Below are 22,419 nucleotides of genomic sequence, written 5' to 3' on the forward strand. Positions count from 1 at the left end.
GTTAAAATGAACTTTATTTTAACCCTTTGTCTTCTTTTCAGCGTGATAGAAAACCTTTGCAGTCTAGGAAGGACGAGCATCGACGCGGAGCGAATTTGACATTCGTGAGCACCGAAGCGCAGGACTGACAACGAATGCGAGGGTTTGTCTACACGCTGAGAGCCTCCATTGGAAGGCTCTTTCTCTTTTACTATCGGTTCTCTCTCGTACCAGAAAGCATGATTGCCTGCCGAATGGCTTCTTCCATACTCGCAGAATCAGCCTTTCCTGTTCCTGCAATATCAAATGCCGTCCCATGATCAACACTTGTACGAATTATAGGCAATCCAACTGTAATGTTCACGCCTGATTCTAAGCCAAGCACCTTGATTGGTCCATGCCCTTGATCATGATACATCGCCACAACGATATCAAAGTCGCCTCTTGTCGCCCTAAAGAACAGTGTATCAGCTGGTAGCGGGCCAAATACTTGAACCCCTTCATCCTGTGCTCGTTCTACCGCTGGAATGATCTTCTCCTCTTCTTCTCCGTTTCCAAACAGACCATTCTCCCCGGCATGTGGATTAATCCCGCACACAGCAATTCTAGGTGCAGGGATACCAGATCGAACGAGGGTATCATGAGCCAGTTTAATCGTTGTGTATACACGCTCAGGATTGATTTTTAAGATGGCATCCATTAATCCGATATGTGTCGTCACATGCACCACTTTTAAATTAGGAGCTGCCAGCATCATGGCATAATCGTCCGTACCTGTCAGGTCAGCTAAAATTTCTGTATGCCCTGGATACATATGACCAGCCTTATGAAGTGCTTCCTTGTTTAACGGTGCTGTACAAATGCCGTCAATTCTACGGTCATTCGCAAGTGTAATGGCTTTTTCAAGATATCGAAAAGCGGCATTCCCTGCTTCTTTTGAAATCTCTCCTACTGGAATATCGCTTGTTAATAGATGAAGATCAAGACAAGGAACTGTACCAGCTTTTACTTGTTCCGCTTCCTCCGGTTCTTTAATACTGACAATCTCCACATCTGTATTCACAAAATCTTTCGCCCTATTTAATATATGGGTGTCTCCAATGACAAATAGAACGGCTTCTTCATGTAAACGGCTTTGCTGGAAAGCTTTTAAAATAATTTCAGGACCAACCCCAGAAGCATCTCCCATCGTTACAGCAATGATTGGTTTTGCCATTCGTCTACCCCCTCTATGTTTTTCAACACTTCAACCGCATGGAGCACAGAATCTTTTTGACCATATGCCCCTGCTTTTGTGACCGCATATACACTCGTATCAACGAGCCGCCCAAGCGGGATGCCGGGTTCAATTTCTTTCAACAGCTGAATCCCGCCTGCTCCAAGCTCATGGCATATCGCACGCGCCGTATCTCCACCAGTTAAAAAAAGGCGTTTCACCCCTGTTAATTCAACAATGTCTTTTGTGATCTTACCAAGACAGACAGATAAGGTACTTCCTACTTCTTGTCTTGTCATGCCATTCACTTCACCGTATGCCAACATCTGTTCAACCATTTCTGGCCTTGCGTCTGTATAAAGGAGAATATCTTCATCCTGACGCATGAGCAGCTGATCCATGACTGATTTCCTTTCCCATGCTTCACGGCCGTTTAATACATTCAACGGGTTCACTTTCACCTCGAGACAATCGTGCTTTTCTCTTAAAAAAGCAAACTGCTCATTTGTTTTTTGAGAAGCACTTCCTGAAACGATGAGAACAGATTCATGCTTTTTTGCATGAGAAAGATTGCGGTGTTTCGCAACATAGGATGATAATGCGCCAGCGAGTCCAGCTGACCCAACCCAAAGCACTCTTTGATTGATCTTCATAAACAAATCAACGATCTGTGTTAAATCATTGTTCGTTTCTGCATCACACACAAACCATTGATGACCATGTTTTAATAAAGATGAAACGTCATGACTCGTTTCGTTTAGCTCTGAATAGACCGCCTGCTGCGAAAGATGTTTTGGCTTGATGTTTGTCTGCTCTTCAATTAAGTCTGAAATACTGGATGTCAGGACAGGCGTTTTTGGGTCCTTCGCTGCTTCTGATAGATGAACAGGCACACCCTCCACATAATGAATGCCATAGGCCGTAGATCTATTCGCATCGGGGTAAGCGGGGGCAATGACTGCCGCATCAAACCGGCCAAGATCCATTAGTGCCTGAAGCTCTATTCCTATATTTCCTCTTAACGTTGAATCTATTTTTTTAAAGAAAAGGTGTGAATCTCCTTGTAGAAACGGCTGAACCATTTGACTGACCTCATTATACGCTCTTTCAGAAGACATACTTCGCGAGTCTGTATCGACAATCAGTACATCTTCCTCCTTGTACCGGCTCATATCCTCAAATGACGGCTGGAACAGCACAGAGGCTTTTAAACCGGCCTTCACAAATTGAACACCTGTATCACTTGCGCCTGTTAAATCATCAGCCACAATGATCACCTTTTGCTCTAAGTTCGCTCCTTTTTTTAATAGATCGTTTGTCATTTAGACACCTCGGTCTCATTGCATATTATTCCTTTAACTTTCTCCACAGCGTCGTGCGGTTAATATTCAGCCGCTTTGCTGCTTTTGATTGATTCATATTTTCTTCTTCCAGTACCGTCCGAATGATTCGTCTTTCAATCTCGTCAAGCGTGCCATGTAAATAGCTGGACAGCTGTTTTTCTTCATTCTCAGAAGCAAGTTGCTCAATTGCCGGCTTTGCTTTACTCAACGTGATATATCCACTTTTTGTTGTCAGCACCAGTTCCTCCATAATCCGCTTGAACTGCCGGACATTTTCTCTAAATCGCTCGTTTTGAAAGGCGGCAATCACATCTGCTGACAGCCCAACAACCTGCGTCCCATAAAGAGAATTTAATTCAGCTATAAATAACCTGCTCATATCCTCAATATCTTCTGCCCGTTCAGATAACGGCGGGACATGAATGACGAGCTCCTGCAAACACGTATATAGGTCTTCACGAAACGCCCCAGATTGCATCAATTTGAACAAATCAACTGTAGATGCAGCCATCCAGCGAATGTTCTGCTGATGATGAATAAGCTGCTCGGCCATGAGGGGCTGCATAGCCATTGGGACACGATCAATATCTTTCAAAAAGATCGTCCCTTTTTGATGCACCGGAATTATGTTTACATCATCTAATTCAGTCAAACGGCTGCAATGCACCGTCATAAAGCTCTCATTTTTCCTCTCGCTCATTTGGTGAATAGCAAAAGCAAGGCTTGATTTACCAGTTCCTTGTTCACCATAGAGACAAATCGATCGATCTGTTTGGCTGAACGCCTTTGCCCTTTTAATCACATCTTTCATATTTGAACTCTGCTCAGTAAAAAGAGCAAATGGATGTGCTGAATGAACAGGTGCAGCCAGCGTCCATATAGACTGCCCCTCCCTATTAATCACAGCAGAAGGCTTCTCAATCGTCAAAAGTAGCTCACCTTTAGATAATAAGCTTCCTTTGACATGCCACACTTGCTGCTGAAAGGAGATTTGAGAATATCCATTTTGTTTTCCTTCTCGAACTGCTTTTACTGCTGGTTCAAGCGCCGGGCACCAATCCATCACATCAACATGAGACGTAAACGGTGCAAATAACCCTTTTTCTGTCCATTCTTTCATTTGCTGATTGATAAAATAAAGCTGATTGTGCTGATCAATGATCAGCATCCCTTTTGACTCTTGGTCAATCATTTCACGAAAGAGGCGCTGCTCAGCTGTCGCCTCTTTATATAAACGGTACATTTGTTTTGCTTGATGAAACGCTTCTTTGACAGATTCACGTCCTGAGGTAATGAGCATGCTTTGCATCCCCAACTCCTTGGCCGCTTTATCTGTAACCACATCACCCAGTACAACCTGTGTCCCTTGCTCCTGTAACTGCTGTAAAAGATCCCACACTTCTTCCTCTTGCTGTATTGTATAAATATCAATTTTGATCCCGTATAACTCTCCGATGGTGCGTACACCTTGTGTAATATTTTCAAATCCAACTACTGCTTTTTTCCCTTGGTAATCTTTAATCAGCGTCAGGGCACGAAGCAAGTCGTAGCCTGACACAGGGATATCCACCACTGGAATGTTGACGTGTTTTTGAATAAGCGCAGCTGTCCCCCCGCGGCTCATAATAATATCCATTCCTTGAGCCTCGGCCTGTTCTGCCAGTGCAACACCAGACCTAAGATCTCCGACTTCAAGCTGGAATGTGATGCTTTTTTCGTCTTTGGCAAGGTCGATTAATACATCGCCTAATCCTTTATACGGCGCAATACCTAATACTTTTATATTCATGAAAAGGACCCCCATTTTTTATCTCTTCATCGTGAGACATACGTTGAGGGAGTCCAAATGTTAGCAAATTGAGACAACCCTCCAAACATCAATTATAAATGAAGAAAATGAGGGTTACAATTCACGGAAACACTGATCCCTTGCGGTTAAGACGTGTGATGAGTCCATTCTTCTTTCACACACACATACTTGATGGCCTGCCGGTAAAAAGTAAACGCAATGTGCAGACTACCATCTTTTCCTTCTGTGATGGATGGATAGGAATACTCTCGATTCAATTTGTCCTTTGAGTTGTTTGTCATGGCATATCCATCGCCAATTTCAAGGTTACGTCTGACGGGCCATGTCGCACCGTCATCCGTCGAGATGGCAAGTGTCATTGGCGCACGCGGTGTTCCCCAAAAGGCTGGACGCGCCTCTGTATCAACAGCCGTTCGTGTATCGCCTTCATCCTCAATTTCATCATACAAGGACGCTCTTCTTTCTGTTTGATCATCCGCGTTGATATGGTTATAAACGAGGGCAAGATGACCATTATGGAGCACCGTAAATTGAATGGATGAGTTATTGTTTGGCAGCTCTGTTGCTCTTGGCTCAGACCATGTCCGTCCATGATCCACTGAACGGCTCATATAAATCGAATCAGCAAACCGGCTTCTAAAGAGGGCAAGCAGGGAACCATCCGCACATTTTCCGATATTCATATGAACACAGCCAGTACTGTTGGGCACAGTGACCTCTTCCCAGGTCTTCCCTTGATCTGAGGAAATCTTCACAGCACTGACATCACGGTTTCCTGTCCATTTTACGCCAGGAATCGTTTTACAATAGAACACCGGAAGGAGCCAATCATCATTATCCAATACAACAATAGGCTGTCGTATAAACGTCCCCGGCTGATCAAATAAAGTACCAATCTCTCCCCAAGTCTCTCCTCTATCCTCCGATAAACGATATCTCACAAGAGCTGTATCTTGATTGCCAGAAAGTTGTGCTGTATAAAGCAGCCACAGCCTGCCATCTTTCTCTTGAAAAAGAACTGGATTTTGTTCAGATCGTGTAGAATCATCAGACAGCTTCACAGTTTTCGTCCATTGATTACTTCCTTGCTTGAGCCTTGACATATAGATAGAGATATCAGGAATTCCTTCTTGCGTACCGCCAAACCATACACACAGCAAATCTCCATTATCCAGTTCGATGAGATTAGCCGCATGGTTTTGCACGCAATCTGTTGGTAAAAAGGCTTCTTTTCTAGCTGCGTCTTGTTCATTTTGTCGCAATTTTCCATCTATTTTGATCATGATGTCTTCATTTGTCATCATAATTCTCCTTTCAGTGATTGATCCTTTTTAGCTGGCGGGCTGATCCATCGATCCATCACCAGAACTAGGAAAGGAATGATAATGGCCACATACATATTATCGATTCCAAATGGATTATCGAGTAAATACCACACCGTCGTGGCGATGCCTGAAGCGGCAAGACCAATGGTTGCTCCTCTATTTGAATTAAAGTATGGCAAGTAAAAGCCCATTGCTGCTACAACTGCAATCGATGTTCGAAGTGCTCGTGTAAAAAAGGAAAGTGACAGCAACTCTGGTGCAAGTGCGACCCCCACAAGCGGCACAATCCCAACCATGACGGCTACATACCGAGTCACCTTCATACGCTGCTCTGGTGATGGTTTCTTTTTCGGTACATAAAAGTCATCAATAATCAACGTGGTTGTAGCAAGTGCAACCGTCGAGACACCAACAAAAATGGATGCGACAAGCGATGTTGCCACAATAGCGCTCAAAATCGGATTCATATGCTGTAAAAAGACAGGGAAAGCATAAATAGGGTCAATGTCTGGATACAAATAACGGGCTGCGACACCGATGATCCCGATCGCAATGGCAAGCGGCAAACAAAGGAGTGCTGCATACAGGGTCGATTTTTTCGCTTCTCGCTCACTTTTCGACGAGGTGATCGCTTGAATGATAAACTGCGTCGCAAAAATGGCCCCCATGTTTCCTATAAACCAAGCTCCAATCGTTCCCCAACCGATGGTCCCATCCCATGTAAAGAAATGGTCGGGTAATGTTTGTTTCATTGGCTCAAAGCCTTTTGTTAAATAAAGGGCTACCCCTAGTGTAATCAAAATCCCCGCATACTTCACAATTGAATGAAGGATCGTGACCCATGCAACCCCCTTCATTCCTCCGAAAGTAAAATAAAATGTACTCACAACCGCCGTGATGATGGCACAGGTCATTAAAGGAAGACCAAGAATGGATGCAATGGCAGCTGAACCACTTAAATAGTTTCCTAGATTCACCAAGAGCAGGGCTGCAATCATAATGACAGAGACAACAAGCTTTGTTGATTTCCCAAATTTTTGATCAATAATACCTGAAATCGTGTATTGTCCTGTTCGATAAAACTTTCCCACTAAGAAAAAGGAAAAAATAAAAAAGGCAATAGCAACTGTGATAACAGACCATGAAGCGGAAAGTCCGTGTGTAAAAGCAGATTCAGCTGTTCCGACAGTTGACTTCGTCCCAATGAATTCACTCATTAACAAAATACCGACCACAATAGCTGGAAGTGACTTAGCGGCATTGTTAAATTCTGAGTTAGACTTACTACGGAAACGCATCGTCAGCCAGGTCGTAAACAGAATATAGAGAATAATGACGATTAAAATAAATGTGATGACAGAACTACTTAAGACATTCACTTAAAATCCCCCTTTGTGTGCAAGCCGTATGAAGCAACTTCTCATGTCCCATCCCAGTGACGTATGAAGTGTTAAACGTGGAGCAGTTTCATGTAGACCTGTTCAATATCAGAGACAGACATCGGCTTCGGGTTGTTATCCATTAATCTCTTCACCTCTGAAGCAGCTTCAGCAAGTGCCGGCACATCTTCTTTTGACACACCGAAGGCTTTGAGTTGTTGAGGAATGTGTAAATCCGCTGTCCACTCTTCAACTTGACGAATCACTTGCTCTGCAAGCGTATGCTGTGAGCCTTTCTCTTCGATCCCTATCACTCTAGCAATATCTTCAAGACGATCTTTGATATGGTCTGCATTAAACGCCGTAACATGAGGAAGCAGCATGGAATTAGCGACACCGTGTGAAATTTTGAATTTCCCCCCTAACGGATAAGCCATTGCATGAACAGCAGCGGTTCCGGCACTTGTGAGCGCCATCCCGCCATACATGGCACCAACCAGCATATCTTCCCTTGCTGTCATATTATCCCCGTGATGATAGGCCTCCTGAATACTTCCTGAAATGAGCCTCATCGATTCGAGTGCAAACATATCACTAAATGGATTGGCTTTATTTGAAATATACGATTCAAGCGCATGCGTAAACGCATCCATCCCTGTAGCTGCGGTAATGGCATTTGGCAATTTGAGTGTCAGTGCGGGATCTAAGATCACAAGATCAGGCAAAAGGTATGGGCTGACCATGCCAATTTTTAATTCTTTTTCCGGAAAGGTAACAATCGCGTTTGGTGTCACTTCTGATCCCGTACCTGAGGTTGTTGGAATGAGAATCGTTGGAACTCCTCTTTTTTTAACAAGGTTCGTGCCAACGAGATCAGAAATTGGCTGATCATTCGTCTTTAGAACAGCTAATATTTTGGCCGCATCCAGCACACTCCCGCCACCAATCCCAATAATGGCTTCATGCTCCCCTTTTAAAAATGTCTGGAATACGTCCTCGATATTTTCTTCCGTTGGTTCAGGCTTAATCTCTGTGCTGATCTCACTCGCAATCCCTTTTTTCGCAAGTTCTGTTTTGATTTGATCTGCGTAACCAAGAGATACGATGGATGGCTGCGTTAAAATAAAAATCGATCTCAACGTGCTTAGTCCTAATAGCTCTAGTTTCTCCCCAAGGAGCTCTAGAGAGTGGGCGCCAGAAACAATGTGTGATGCCGTTTGAAAGTGATAATGTGATATTGTCATCTCTTCACGACTCCTTTGCTGCTTTTGCTTGTATCCGATAATTCTCCATCATGTTCACCACAGCTTCTAAAGCCTCGCCGGATAATGCTTTGACCGGGCTTTTTGGCGGACCTACAGGAATCCCTGAAAGTTCAGCTGCTTTTTTCAAAGGTGCTGGTAACGTTCCTAATGTGAATGTCGCTCTTAACGGCTGCAGTTGCTGCTGACATTGCTCACTTTGGTCAAGATTTCCTTGCTGAAACGATTCATAAATGCCAACGACGGTTTTGGGAAGCACATTTGCCGTTGCCGCCACTGCACCTGTTCCGCCTAGCTTCAATGTCTCTAAAATGAGGGAATCCGTTCCTGCAAGCACGACAAACTCTTCATCCTTTGTGACATCGAGATACGCTTTGATATTGGCAATATCTCCACTACTGTCTTTAATACCTAACACATTCGGTAGAACGCTGAGCCTTGCAACCGTCTCTGGCGCAAGTGACACACCTGTTCTTGATGGAATGTTATAAAGTAAAATGGGGATGGTCACATTCTCTGAAATATGACGAAAATGCTCATACAGCTCCTCTTGTGATGGCGCAACAAAATAAGGGGTGATAACCGACAAGACATCTACGCCTAAATCTGCGAACTTGTTTGACAGCTTAATGGTTGCCTTAGTGCTATTCTCACCTGCTCCCATGTATACAGGCACCCTGCCGCCCGCAGCCTTTACAACAGTTTCAGCAATTTGAAGCTTTTCTTCCTCTGAAAACAAATGAAATTCGCCGTTTGTCCCTAAAGCAAAGATGCCGTGCACACCTGAGTCGATTAAATGATCAATAAGTTGCTTTGTCACTTCTGGATGAAAATGCTCTTCTTCTGTAAGCGGTGTCAAAATAGCTGGAATGATTCCTTGAATGTTCAAATGATCCTCCCCTTTCGGTTGTTGCATTTTTAAACAATTAATTATTAAAACGCTTTCATTATTCTTATTATAAAAGCAATGTGATTTATTTAGCAACATATTTTTCGTTTTTTTCAAATATTCAGTGGATGACATAAGTAGATGTTGATGTTTTCAACAAAAAAAGTGAACCAGCCAGTTCACTTTTTCATAGCATTCAATGTATGAAGAAGATGCTTCACTTTCAGTCTGACTCTTTCATGTAAATGAGCAGTATGCTCCTTTTCTTCTGCATTGGCAGCAACGATACAAAGATGATGTACCTGGATACTTGTCTCTTGTTTAATGAAGTGCGTCAGCTCGCCCATCAGCTGGACAGACGCACCATCTGATATCGTTCCTTTCAGCACAAGCCAAACGGACAGCTCTCCTTCTTGATGCATCCCATAAAGAAGGACATCTTCATCATCATCTTCAGCGGCGTATTGCTTCGGCCCATCAGATTGACCAAGAAATAAGTACCCTTCCTCATCATCCAGCATGTCTTGGAGTGCTTCAGTTCCCGTTCCAAGGGACCGTGTCCAAAAGAAACCCCCGCTTTTCTCATGTGATGAAAGGATGCGCAATGGCTGATGAGTAGAAAATGTCATTCCGTTTGCGCCATATGTTTTCCACCCATCCGCTAAGTTCAGTCTTGAATGTTCAGAGATGGACGCAGGTTCAATTACCAGCTGAGGGTTTGCCCGCAGTGGATGTTGGAGAGGTGTTACATCTGTTTCATACACACGGTTCACCCGTTCGGTGGTCAACACATGATGCGGTTCTCCCAGCATGTCCGTCTTTCCTTCATTCAGCAAAAGCAGACGGTCACAATACAAACTGGCAATGTTCACATCATGAAACACACCGATCACCGTTAAGTTAGAGGAAACCGTCTCTTGTTTAATCAAATCGAGTAACTCTTTTTGATAAGCTAAATCAAGAAAACTGGTTGGCTCATCCAGCAATAAATAGTCAGGGCACTGAGCCAGCGCTTGAGCTAAGTAAACCCGCTGCTGTTCTCCACCGCTTAACTCATGGATGGATTGATCCTTAAATTGAGCAATATCTGTTTGGTCCATCACCTTGCTGACAATCTCGATATCTGCTTTCGTAACAGATTGCAGCCAACCTTTCTGATAAGGATAACGCCCAAACTGGACCGTTTCTTCCACTGTAAATGAAAAGGCTTGATCGGTCTTCTGGGGAAGAACCGCCAATTTTTGCGCAAGTGCCTTTGGCCGGTAGGATTGAACTGGATGGCCATCTAGTGTTACTTGGCCGCTCTCAGGTGCTAAAATACCTGCGATCATTTTAAGCAGTGTCGTCTTACCGCTCCCATTTGGACCAAGGATGCCGAAGAATTCCCCTCGCTCCACTTCAAAACTCACGCCGTGAATGACCTCTTTTTCACCATATCCTCCTCTAACTTCCTTCACTTGAATCATAGATGCGTCCCTCCTCTATATCTGCGGATGAGGATGATGCCAAAGACAGGTGCACCAATTAACGCTGTAATGATGCCAATAGGCAATTCAGTCGGTTCAATGATCGTACGGGAGAGCACATCTGCTAAAACGAGAAAGGAAGCACCATTCAGCATCGACAAAGGCAGCAAATGACGATGATCCGTAATGGATAAAAGACGGATAAAATGCGGAATCACCAGTCCTACAAATCCGATCGTTCCTGACACAGCCACCGCACTTCCAGTCAGAATCGAACCAGCAAGCAACACCACATATTTGCTCCGTTTCACATGAACCCCTAACAGTTTTGCCTTTTCTTCGCCATATGTCATCACATTTAAATCTCTTCCCATCAAGATCAATGCAAATGTACCAATGAGGAAAAAAGGAAGGAAAAGAGCAATATATCGCCAGCCTCTCATAGACACACTGCCTAGAAGCCAATGAATAATCTCTTTTAAATCATCACCTGTTAACGCAATCATTAATGAAATGAGGGCTCCTAAAAAAGAGCTGAAGATGACCCCCGTCAAAATTAAAGAAGAAATGCTCATTCCTCGGTGAACCAGACGGGCAAAAAAGAGGACGAGACATAGTGTGACAAGCGCTGTTGTCATACTCAAAAAAGGCAGTGTAAAACTGCCAAGCAAAGGAAACTGCAAACTGAAAAACAATGTGGCTACAGCTCCCACAGATGCCCCTTGAGATACCCCAAGTGTATAAGGGTCAGCGAGGGGATTTTTTAATAAACCTTGAAAGGCTGCACCAGATAACGCCAGAGCTGCACCGACTAACGCCGCTAATATCACTCTCGGCAGCCGGATATTCATCATAATATTGCGGTCAATTGCATCAATGGTTCCGGCCTGAATTCCAAATACTTCATGAACAAAGATCCGAAGTATAGAAGGAATGGGAATCCCTAAACTGCCAAATGAGATTCCCATTCCAATGCTCACGACAAGAAGTAAAGCACTTGCTGTGTATGCGATGATGATTTTATTTGAACGTGTCAGGATAGATGCTTTTCGCAAGAGCCTCCACTCCTTCAACCAATCGCGGTCCCGGTCGTGATGCCAGATCCGTATTCAATTGAAAGACTTGTTTTTCTTTGACTGCTTTGATCGCCTTCCAGCCGTCTCTTTTTTTCAGATCAGCTAAACTTGCGCCATCAATCGTAACGATAGCATCAGGATTTCGTTTAATAATTGATTCTTCCGTCATTTGCACCCAGCCTGTTTGGTCGCCAGCAGCATTTTTTGCATGAATGACAGACAGCATTTCGTCCATAAACGTTTGTTTACCTGTTGTATAAATTTCAGGCGCACCTGATACTTCGACAAAAACTGTTTTTTGTTTGTCTTTGGAGATGGATTCTGCTTGTTTTTTGATGTCATTCAGTTTTGATTTCATCTCATCTACAAGCTTCGTTGATGCCTCTTTTACGCCGGTTGCTTCACCAATCATATGGATAGACTTATAAACATCTTTGAAGGAAGCCGCATCATTGACAGTCAGCACTTGAATACCTGCATCTTCAAGCTGTTTAAATCCGTCTTTTGAGCTCATTTGTGATGCATGTGCTAAGACTAGATCAGGCTTTAAGGAAATAACCTTCTCTACATTGAAATCAAGACCGCCAATCTTCTCTACCTTTTCTACTTCCTTTGGATAGTTGTCAAAATCTGATCTACCCACGATTTTATCTCCAAGACCAAGGGCATAGGCAACCTCTGTATTACTTGGAATTAACGAAACAATTCGTTTAGGCTGTTCTTTGATTTCAACTGTTTTACCAGCTGCATCTTTGATGGATACAGGAAATGCCGCAGCCGCTGTCTCTTTAGGCTTTGAACTGTTTGTTTTTTGGTCCGTTTCCGCACCTGCACACCCTGCTAAAACACCGATCACAAGTAACAATGATAGCCAAATACCAGTTAACTTCTTCATCAATAAACCCCCTGCTTTATGTACTGCTTGACGTCATCTCTTTCGTCAATTCTTTTCTAATTTCGGGAATATTATACTACAGTGCAGATAGGTTGTATATGTGATTCCGAATACGTCTTGTCTGTCCTTGTAAAAGAAAAACAGCCTTTGACGTGGCTGTTTTCACTTCCGCTATTGGTTGATATCTTCACCATTAATGACCACTTTCTGAAATGAAGGAGATACTGCATGTTCCAATGAAAGAGGGTACGTGACATCGTCAATGACACAGTCTTTCATTTTAAAGTGTGTGACCGGGGAATGTGAGTATGCGGCGATCTTGACACCATATCGCCCTCCGCTGCTTTTTAGCCCTTCTACTTCAATATGACGGACTACAGGCCTATGCGGACCGGCATCCCCTTCCTCATACATCATGTCGATACAGACCACCTCATGCTTTAAGCTTTTCACTAGATTGTTTTTAAAATAGATGTGTTCAATGGTACCGCCCCTGACAGAGTTGGTCTTAATGCGCAATGCCCTGTCGAGGTTCGGACTGTCCATGACATTATCCTCTGCATATACATACTTGACGCCTCCAGAGATTTCACTCCCGATCGTTACTCCGCCATGACCATCACGCATCGTATTTCTACGAATGACGATGTTTTCAGATGGAACGCCGATTCTCCGGCCGTCCTCATTTCTGCCCGATTTAATGGCAATACAATCATCGCCATTATCAAAATAACAATCTTCAATGAGCACATGTCGGCACGACTCTGGATTCACACCATCTGTATTTGGGCCATGACCGATGATATTCACCCCGCGGACGATGACGTTTTCACTTAACACCGGATGGACTTGCCACATCGGTGAATCCTTTACGGTTACTCCTTCAATGAGAATGTTTTGGCAATTGTATGGCTGGATAAAGCTTGATCTTAAATAATGTCCTTCGCCAAACACTCTTTCTTCCACTGGTATTCTTTTTTCAGCCATATCAAAAAGGAGCTGACGATCCCGATCTTGAGAGGGCTGACCATTTGTTCCATACTTCCAAGGCCACCAGTGGTGTTCATCCCCTCTCCCGTCCAGCGTGCCTGCTCCTGTAATCGCGATGTTTTCTGCATGATGGGCATAAATAAGTGGCGAATAATTATAAAGCTCAATGCCTTCATATCTTGTTAGAACAAGCGGGAGATAATCACGTGTATCTTGGCTGAAGCTCACATAGGCTTTTTCATGAAGATGAAGCTCTACATTGCTTTTCAATTCAAGAGCGCCTGTCAAAAATGTCCCTTCAGGAATCAGCACACGCCCTCCTTTCAAACGATGTGCATCATCGATGGCAGACTGAATAGCATTTGTCGAAAGCTCTATCCCTTTGTTATCTGCACCATAATGAATGACATTGAATTCACGATCTGGGAACTTTGGCGCTTTTATCTGCTTTAACACATGATCTATACCATCTGTTTCTTTGTCTTTTTTCCCTTGCTTTGCTAAACGTGCGAGTCCAATTCCTGTTAGTACTGTTCCTGCTGTCACATACATCAAATTCCGTTTTTTAGACATTTCCTCATCCCCCAGACGCCTTAAAGTGTCACACCTGTTTTAAAAATAGCCAACTCTCTAAAATTGTTTTTTTCATGATTTAACAGCTTTCCACTCGCCACATCAATCACCGTGGCAATGAACTTCTCTAGCACCACATCTTCTGATACATCCTCAAGCAATTCCCCCGCATTAAAGTCGATCCAATGTTTTTTTGTTTCATATAAAGCGGTATTGGTCGATACCTTCATCGTTGGAACAAATGTGCCAAACGGTGTGCCTCTGCCTGTTGTAAAGAGGACGAGCTGACAGCCAGACGCTGCGAGAGCAGATGAAGCAACCAAATCATTCCCAGGCGCACTTAATAAATTCAATCCTTTTCGTTTTAGCAGCTCCCCGTATGTTAAAACATCCTTTATAACGGAAGTACCCGCTTTTTGTGTGCAGCCGAGAGATTTATCTTCTAATGTCGAAATTCCTCCTGCTTTATTTCCCGGGGAAGGATTTTCATATACTGGCTGTCGATGATCCATAAAGTATTGTTTAAAATCATTGATCATCTGCACAATATTGTCGAATGTCGCTTTTGATTCCGCTCTCTCCATTAAGATCTCTTCAGCCCCGAACATTTCCGGCACTTCTGTTAAGACGGTGGTTCCGCCTTGAGCCACAATGAAATCGGACAGTCTACCTAAAAGTGGATTTGCGGTAATGCCTGAAAACCCATCTGATCCTCCGCATTTCAAGCCAATTTTCAGCTCAGATAACGGAATGTCTTCACGCTGATCTTCTTTCGCTGCGTCATAAATTTCCTTGAGTAAAGCGACACCTGTCTCAATCTCATCCCCTACTTCTTGGCTTCTTAAAAATTTCACCCTCGTCTGGTCATACTCCCCTAATGTAGCTTTAAAATCCTCAATATCATTGTTTTCACAGCCAAGCCCTAGAACGAGAACCCCTCCAGCATTTGGGTGCTTTACGGCATTTTGAAGTATTGTTTTTGTGTTTTCATGATCATCCCCAAGTTGTGAGCATCCATAATTGTGTTTTAATACTAACGCCGTTTCAAAAGGATGGATGCTCCCCCCCATTTCAGCGGTAAATATTTGAATGATTTGATCGGCAATGCCATTGACACACCCAACTGTTGGGACAATCCAAAGCTCATTTCGTATACCACTTGCGCCATTTTTTCGTTTATACCCTTTGAATGTCAGATTCGTTTTTTCATAGGGGTTTTCTGTTAAAGAAGGGCGGTATTCGTAATCGAGCTTACCTGATAGATTCGTTTTGATATTGTGCGTATGCACCCATTCTCCAGTCGAAATCGCAGTGGATGCATGACCAATGGGGTAGCCATATTTGATGATATTCTCTTTTTCTTTGATCTCAGCCAATGCAAATTTATGACCTTTAGCAACGGTTTCTTTTAAAATGATTGTATGACCTTGGTGCTGAAGCTCTTCGCCTTGCTCAAGCACTTTTAAAGCGATACCAACATTATCTGAAGGATGAATCACAACAAAGTCTCTCATGCCTTCTCCCCCTGACTTTCATATTGAAGAATTTGGTGAACAGCAGCTCTCATGCCATTTTCATGTATGAAGGTGAGCTGCTCGGCTACTGCATCCTTCAGCCCTGCGATCTTCGTCAAATCCATCCCCCATAAAACTTCGTTTGAAAGAAGTCGATCGACCATTGATTCATAGGAATGGTCCACTTCCTCCCATGCTTCCTTCATGAATGTCATCACAGACTCATCATCCTTTATTTGATCTGCATGGACTTGATAAAAATAAATCAAACTGCTCAGTGAGAACATAAGTTTCGTAGGCAACTGTTTTTTTAGCTCTATATAATCTAGAAGAGACGGGAGAATACGCGCCCGAAATTTCGATACACCATTTAAGGCAATATCAAGTAATTGATGTTTGACAAAAGGGTTGCAGAATCGATCCCAAACGGATTGTGTATAAAGCAGCAGCTCTTCTTCAGGAAGTGGCAAACCTGGCAGCACTTCCTCCTCAAGCATGCGGCGAATGAACACACCAACATGCTCATCATCCACCGCTTTTTTGACAGTATCCAATCCACATGAATATGCAATCGGCACCATCGCTGTATGCGCACCGTTTAAAATGCGAACCTTGCTCATACGATAGGGAGCGATATCTTCCACAAAAAGTACGTTTAACCCTGCTTCTTGAAAAGGAAGCTCTTTTTGAACAAACGCAGGTGCTTCAATGACAAACAGGTGATAATATTCTGCTGTGACAAGCAATTCATCGATATACCCTTCTTCTTTTTGAACAGTCTCCGCTGCTTCCTGAGAAAATCCTGGGACAATCCGATCAACTAACGTATTACAGAACGTGTTGGCTTCCTTGACCCAAGTCACAAAATCAGGCGGAAGATTCCACTCAGCTGCCATTGTGATCACATATTCTCTTAATCGATCACCGTTTTGTTCAATCAATTCACAAGGTAAAATGATCAAACCCTTTTTCTCATCTCCAGAAAAAGCTTTGAAGCGGTGATACAAGAAGGCTGTCAGCTTTCCTGGAAAACTTACTTGCGGCCGATCTTCTAATCGGTCCTCTTTTCTTAACACAAGTCCTGCCTCTGTTGTATTAGAAAAGACAAAGCGCACATCAGGACTTTCCGCTACATGTAAAAAGGCATCATAATCTGTATATGTGCTGATTCCCCTGCTGATGGATTGAATGACGATCCGTTCGTTCATTTCTTTTTGGTCATGAAATCCTTGAATACATAAAGTGTACAAACCATCTTGTTCATTTAGAGCTGTCACTGATCCTTTTCGAGGAGGAACAACCACTGCTCTTCCTTTAAAATCTGTACAGTCGTTTAGCTTCTGGATCTGCCAATTCATAAATCCCCGCATAAAGTTCCCTTCGCCAATTTGTAGAATGGTTTCAGGATATTCAGCCACTGGGTACACATCTTTGGATAATCGTCTCAAACGCTTTTCCTCCCCGCATTTTTTGCACACGTGAACATTTTCATTTAAAAGATGCTGATTACTGCACCTTTTTGACTGAATCTCTAATCATCAGCTCTGTGTGGACATACACTTTTTCCAGATGATCGTTTTCTTGCTTTTCACCGTTGATGACTGAAAGGATGGCTTCTGCTCCAAGCGCACACATTTTTTCAATTGGCTTTTTGACTGTTGTGAGGGCAGGCGTTGTATAAGATGAAAATGAAATATCATCAAATCCGATAATAGAGAGATCATCAGGACACCTTTTACCTTTTGCAAACAATGCATTCATCGCACCAATCGCCATGTCATCGTTTGAGCAAAAAAGGGCAGTTGGCGGATCATCAAGAGTGAGTAAGGCTTCCATTGATTCATAGCCGCTCTTCATATGATAGTCGCCTATGATCATGTATTCTTTCTTCATGGGTACATGATGGTCAATGAGTGCTTGCAAAAATCCAGCTTTTCTTTCCTGTGTGGATTTAAAACCTTCTTTCCCTTCAATAATGGCAATTTGTTTATGCCCCTGCTGAATGAAATAGTGTGCAGCTTGATATGCCCCTTCACCATCATCCGCTAATATATTCATCACTTGATTACTTTCTACACGGCGATTCAGTACAATAATGGGAATGCCCTGTTTTTTCACATGATGGATAAACGCTTCATCATGCTCGCTTTGGCTCATAAGCAAAATACCATCATACCGCTGTTTATGAATGGTTGTGTAATCGTGAAAATCGTCAATTCCTCTTACAACCAAATGATAGTTTTCTGTTATTACACTGTTGACGCCTTTTAATGCATCAACAAAGAAACTTGAGGATGTGCCTTCTGTTAAACTCGTAAAAAACAGACCAATTGTAAATGATTTTTGCGAGACAAGGCCTCTGGCATGGACATTCGGTGAGTAATTCAGCTGTTTTGCAATCGACAAGATGTTTTGTTTTGTTTTCTCTTTAATAAAAGGACTGTTATTCAAAGCCCTTGATACTGTGGTATGAGAAACGTTTGCCAATTTTGCTATATCTTTGATTGTGACTGTCATGCTATTCCGCCTTTTATGATTTTTTATCATCTTATCATAAAAACGCTTTCATATTCTTGTTTTTTGTTCATATCATCTTGCTTTTATGCGAAAGCTCATTTGCCCGTTCAAATTGAAAATACTGCTTTGCATTTTCATAGCTGATTCCTTTTACCATTCCCCCTAGCAAATTGAGATCATTAGGCGCTTCACCTTTTTCCACCCAATCTCCAATGATGTCACATAACAGTCTACGAAAATATTCATGTCTTGTGTAAGACAGGAAGCTTCGTGAATCTGTCAGCATCCCAATAAATCGGCTGATCAGTCCGATACTGGAAAGTGCCATCATCTGCTCTGTCATTCCCTGCTTTGTATCATTAAACCACCAGGCTGTTCCATGCTGCATTTTCCCAGGAGTCTTTCCATCTTGAAAACTTCCAGCTATCGTTGAAATCACCACATTGTCCCTTGGATTCAAGGAATAGAGGATGGTTTTTGGCAATGCATGTGCTTGTTCTAACCGATCTAATACGCGGCAAAGAGGTTTTGCAATGTCTTCATCATTCATTGCATCATATCCGGTATCTGGTCCAAGCCGCTCAAACATTTTCGAGTTGTTGTTTCTGAGCGCATTGATATGAAGCTGCATCGCCCATCCCCGCTGAGCATATGCCTGACCTAGTTCAATGAATGTGTGTGTTTTAAATTGAACCTTCTCCTTTTCCGTCAATGGATGTCCAGACATTCTTTTATGAAAAATGATCGTAGCTTCTTCTTCCGTCGTGTCTTCGTACGTCATTTCATTGATGGCATGATCTGAAATCAAACAGCCCTGTTCATGAAAGAAATCGATTCGCATATGAAGTGCTTTTATGAAGTCTTGATAGGATTCGATCTTGATAGATGAAACCTCCGCTAGCTGATGAACATACTCGATAAACAAGTCATTTGTGATATCTAATGCCTTATCTGGCCGAAACCCTGGCAGTACTTGCACAGAAAAGCCTTCTTCCCGCAGTTGTTGGTGATAAATCAACGAATCAACCGGATCGTCTGTCGTCACAACCGTTTCAACATTTGATTTCACAATGAAATCTCTCGCACCAAATCCATCTCCTTGCAACTTTTCATTTACTTTTTTCCAGATGATGTCTGCGCTTTCTTCATTCAAAAGTTCTTCAACATCAAAATATCGTCTTAGCTCTAGATGGGTCCAGTGATAGAGAGGATTTCCAATCGTCATCGGAACAGTTTTCGCCCAAGCTAAAAATTTCTCATCATCTGAGGCATCTCCTGTGATATGTGTTTCAGGTATCCCATTTGCTCTCATGGCGCGCCATTTGTAATGATCCCCGTAAAGCCATGCTTCGGTTATATTTCGGAACGTTTTATTTTCATAGATTTCTTTTGGACTTAAATGACAATGGTAATCAATAATCGGAAGGTTCTTTGCAAACTCATGGTATAGCTTTTCCGCCGTTTGACTGTTTAATAAAAACTGCTCATCTAAAAAAGCTTTCATCAAACTCCCCCATCTCTTATAATGATGAAAATCAATTTGTTCACGTTAACAATTTTATTGTAATCGTTTACAAAGTCGATTTCAATCCTAAAACAAGAAAAAACGATCTCCTTTAGAAAAGAAAATCGTTTTTTGGCTATTTTACAGATGGTGTTTTCTTTAGGATAATCGCAATAGTTGTTCCTTGACCTAATTCACTTTCTACTTGAATATCGCCATCGTGCAGTAAGACAAGCTCTTTTGCAATCGCCAGTCCTAGTCCTGTTCCATTTGTTGGATCATTCGTATTTGTCCCTCTATAGTAACGATTAAATAAATGATCCACCGTTTCTTGCGCCATTCCGCGTCCGTTATCTTTCATTTCGATCCGAACTTCATCATTTGTTTCAGATAGAATAGCTTGAATAAGAGTACCTTTCTGGTTATGCTTCACTGCGTTCGCCAGCAGGTTCTCAATGACTCGTCTAAACCAGGCTTTATCGATCTCAAACATGACACCCTCTGTTTGATCTTCAAAGGATGATAAATAATCTTCTGAAAGCGTGCTTCTTGAAAACTCGTCCATAATGGAGGCTAAAAATTCACCAAGCTCAACAGGTTTTCGATTAATAGGCAATGCACCATTTTTCAATCGATACGTGAGGTTTAAATCCTCAATCAAGGTCGACATGTATTCTGATTTCTCACGAATGACTTGTCCCATTTCCATGACTTCTTCCTTGGACCATTGGTATTGATCTGATTCTAGCATTAATCCATAGCCGTAAATCGTGCTAAGAGGCGTTTTTAGATCATGAGACAGCCCTGCGATCCATTCTTCCCTTGTGGTTTGAATTTTTCTTCGGTTTGCTTCATTCTCTTTTAACGTATTGGTGAGCTGATCCATTGTTTTGAGGATATCCTCAAACAGCCGGTACTCCCGCTTAATACGGCCCTTTTTATTTTTACTTACTGGAATACCTTTTCTATTTGTTGGCTCCTGCAATTTATTTCTTGATAAGAAAATCAGCCAGCGGATAATGTGATAGATCGGTAGCCCATAGCGATACGAGTACCATAATGTCATAACGATAATAATCGTAAGCGCAAGACCTGCAATCAAAAGCGTTGTATATTGGTTTAAAGCCTCTGTCTCTTTATCATAAAGCTCGTCTGGGCTGTATACTTTGTTTGGCACCGAAACAATCATATACAAATCCTTATTCACTTTGATATACGACAGGTCACTTCTAAACTCCCAAGGCTTTGATTGATACTTGAGCAGTTCAACATCCGTTACGTTATTTTTCAAATTATTTTTGGCTCGGATACCTTTTAAGTATTTTCCTTCTTCATTAAACAGATGCACCGATCCATTCATTCTTTTCAAAAATTCTTTTGTTTCAACTGAATATTGAGACAATGCAGCCAGGTTTTTTTCATGCTGCTTGAGATAATTGGCTACCTTTGTGCTGTTCGTTTTAAATCCATATAAGACGATAAAGCTTTCTTGATCAATCTCAATTGGCCAGAAGTACATCTTGTAATCTTTAAATTGTCTTTTTTCAAAGATCTTGATCATTTCATCCTTTTGATAGGATGTTGGAATGTTTTTAGGGAGTTGATAGCTATAGACGTTGCGTTTTTTGGAATCAATCACTTGTAGCCAGCCATCACGTTTTTCCACTGCTTGTTTGAGCTGATCATCGGCTTCCATTTTTCCATCCTCGTTAAAATAAAGCCAGCTCATGAGTGTATCTCCATCTGCCTTCGTTAAACCAGTTTCAGTCATATTCTCATAGCGTTTTTGAAAATAAAGATTTTCAGAGAATGTTTGCCCGATCGTTAGAATGACGATGACAATAAACATTTGTCCGACAAAGTGAAAGAAAAGTTTTGTTCGTAAATTCATAAACTATTGAAGAACCTTCACAGGTTGGGGAATGAACTTATAGCCCATACCACGGATCGTCACAATATATTCAGGCTGACTTGGATCTAACTCTATTTTTTCTCTCAGCTTTCGGATATGAACCATGACGGTGTTGTTGTCACCATATGATGGAACACCCCATACTTTCTCATAGATCTGATCTTTTGAAAGTACCACATTCGGATGATCACAAAAATACTTCAGCAAGGACAAAAGCTGAGCTGAGCAAGCCGTCACTTCTCCCCTTACTTTCAACTCGGCTGCATGAGGATGGTACGAGAAATGAGCATATTCATATTGACTGTGCGCTTCTTCCTGCTCCTCCTGTAAGGAGACATAAGTTCGGTTTAAGTGCGCCTTAATTCTAGCTACTAGCTCTAACGGATTAAATGGCTTTGTGATGTAATCGTCTGCACCTTGTGCAAATCCAGTCAATTTGTCTACATCAGACGTTCTTGCTGTTAAATAGAAAATCGGTGCCTTCGTCATTTTCCTGATGTCAGGCAGAACATCAAAGCCTGACTTACCGGGCATCATCACATCTAGAAGTAAGAGGTGGATGTCCTCGTTTTTGACAATATCTAATGCTTCATCTGCATGATAGGCTTTATAAATATGTTGAAACCCTTCTTTTTTTAATACGCGTTCAACCATTTTTACAATTGCTTCTTCGTCATCTGCAATCAATATTTTTGCTGTTTCCACGCATCTCTTTCCTTTCTAGCTATGATCTCTAACCGTATATTACCATTGTCCAAAGTAAAAAAGT

Annotated in this window: 17 protein-coding genes; all 17 read right to left on the bottom strand. The window is 42.3% G+C overall.

The features are described 5' to 3' along the window. Positions 1-190: 190 nt before the first annotated feature. On the bottom strand, positions 191-1,195 hold the full coding sequence (gene pdxA, locus FXF70_RS01200) for a 4-hydroxythreonine-4-phosphate dehydrogenase PdxA (protein WP_050826602.1): 1,005 nt from the start codon (positions 1,193-1,195) through the stop codon (positions 191-193). Continuing rightward, on the bottom strand, positions 1,171-2,517 hold the full coding sequence (locus tag FXF70_RS01205; protein ID WP_148779695.1) for a four-carbon acid sugar kinase family protein: 1,347 nt from the start codon (positions 2,515-2,517) through the stop codon (positions 1,171-1,173). The genes pdxA and FXF70_RS01205 overlap by 25 nt, the downstream gene beginning before the upstream one ends. A gap of 25 nt (positions 2,518-2,542) precedes the next feature. Continuing rightward, positions 2,543-4,327, bottom strand: coding sequence for a sigma-54-dependent Fis family transcriptional regulator (locus FXF70_RS01210; RefSeq protein ID WP_187424750.1), 1,785 nt, complete (start codon positions 4,325-4,327; stop codon positions 2,543-2,545). A 146-nt stretch (positions 4,328-4,473) separates the two neighbouring features. Continuing rightward, positions 4,474-5,649: a sialidase family protein gene (locus tag FXF70_RS01215; protein ID WP_035389375.1), complete on the bottom strand. Its 1,176-nt coding sequence runs from the start codon at positions 5,647-5,649 to the stop codon at positions 4,474-4,476. Beyond that, entirely contained in the window at positions 5,649-7,052 is a 1,404-nt protein-coding gene (locus FXF70_RS01220) for a sodium:solute symporter family protein (protein ID WP_025207958.1), read from the bottom strand. Before FXF70_RS01220 ends, FXF70_RS01215 begins: the two co-directional genes overlap by 1 nt. A gap of 71 nt (positions 7,053-7,123) precedes the next feature. Continuing rightward, positions 7,124-8,296, bottom strand: a complete 1,173-nt coding sequence (locus FXF70_RS01225) for an iron-containing alcohol dehydrogenase (protein WP_148779697.1) — start codon at positions 8,294-8,296, stop codon at positions 7,124-7,126. Positions 8,297-8,300: 4 nt separating this feature from the next. Next, positions 8,301-9,203 carry a 4-hydroxy-tetrahydrodipicolinate synthase gene (gene dapA, locus FXF70_RS01230; protein WP_079919746.1) on the bottom strand — a complete coding sequence of 301 codons (903 nt, stop codon included), beginning with the start codon at positions 9,201-9,203 and terminating at the stop codon, positions 8,301-8,303. Positions 9,204-9,382: 179 nt separating this feature from the next. Continuing rightward, positions 9,383-10,669: a heme ABC transporter ATP-binding protein gene (locus tag FXF70_RS01235; protein WP_148779698.1), complete on the bottom strand. Its 1,287-nt coding sequence runs from the start codon at positions 10,667-10,669 to the stop codon at positions 9,383-9,385. After that, positions 10,666-11,724: a FecCD family ABC transporter permease gene (locus tag FXF70_RS01240; protein WP_017359258.1), complete on the bottom strand. Its 1,059-nt coding sequence runs from the start codon at positions 11,722-11,724 to the stop codon at positions 10,666-10,668. Before FXF70_RS01240 ends, FXF70_RS01235 begins: the two co-directional genes overlap by 4 nt. Continuing rightward, positions 11,690-12,640 (bottom strand): ABC transporter substrate-binding protein, encoded by a 951-nt coding sequence (locus FXF70_RS01245; RefSeq protein WP_008347105.1) that lies wholly within the window; start codon positions 12,638-12,640, stop codon positions 11,690-11,692. Before FXF70_RS01245 ends, FXF70_RS01240 begins: the two co-directional genes overlap by 35 nt. Before the next feature lie 171 nt (positions 12,641-12,811). Then, the gene (locus FXF70_RS01250) at positions 12,812-14,203 is read right to left on the bottom strand and encodes a glycoside hydrolase family 28 protein (RefSeq protein ID WP_148779699.1); all 1,392 of its coding nucleotides are present in this window, start codon (positions 14,201-14,203) and stop codon (positions 12,812-12,814) included. 20 nt (positions 14,204-14,223) lie between these two features. Continuing rightward, a complete protein-coding gene (locus FXF70_RS01255; RefSeq protein ID WP_148779700.1) occupies positions 14,224-15,717 on the bottom strand; it encodes a UxaA family hydrolase in 1,494 nt (497 codons plus the stop codon). Continuing rightward, the gene (locus FXF70_RS01260) at positions 15,714-17,165 is read right to left on the bottom strand and encodes a tagaturonate reductase (RefSeq protein WP_148779701.1); all 1,452 of its coding nucleotides are present in this window, start codon (positions 17,163-17,165) and stop codon (positions 15,714-15,716) included. The genes FXF70_RS01255 and FXF70_RS01260 overlap by 4 nt, the downstream gene beginning before the upstream one ends. Before the next feature lie 58 nt (positions 17,166-17,223). Beyond that, on the bottom strand, positions 17,224-18,234 hold the full coding sequence (locus FXF70_RS01265; protein WP_148779702.1) for a LacI family DNA-binding transcriptional regulator: 1,011 nt from the start codon (positions 18,232-18,234) through the stop codon (positions 17,224-17,226). A gap of 67 nt (positions 18,235-18,301) precedes the next feature. Continuing rightward, the gene (gene uxaC / locus FXF70_RS01270) at positions 18,302-19,738 is read right to left on the bottom strand and encodes a glucuronate isomerase (protein WP_017359252.1); all 1,437 of its coding nucleotides are present in this window, start codon (positions 19,736-19,738) and stop codon (positions 18,302-18,304) included. 136 nt (positions 19,739-19,874) lie between these two features. Further along, positions 19,875-21,629 carry a HAMP domain-containing sensor histidine kinase gene (locus FXF70_RS01275; RefSeq protein ID WP_079919735.1) on the bottom strand — a complete coding sequence of 585 codons (1,755 nt, stop codon included), beginning with the start codon at positions 21,627-21,629 and terminating at the stop codon, positions 19,875-19,877. Positions 21,630-21,632: 3 nt separating this feature from the next. Further along, entirely contained in the window at positions 21,633-22,355 is a 723-nt protein-coding gene (locus FXF70_RS01280) for a response regulator transcription factor (protein ID WP_072367948.1), read from the bottom strand. Positions 22,356-22,419: the final 64 nt, after the last annotated feature.

This window comes from Bacillus sp. Y3 (assembly GCF_008123875.1).
Classification (GTDB): Bacteria; Bacillota; Bacilli; order Bacillales; family Bacillaceae; genus Bacillus; species Bacillus altitudinis.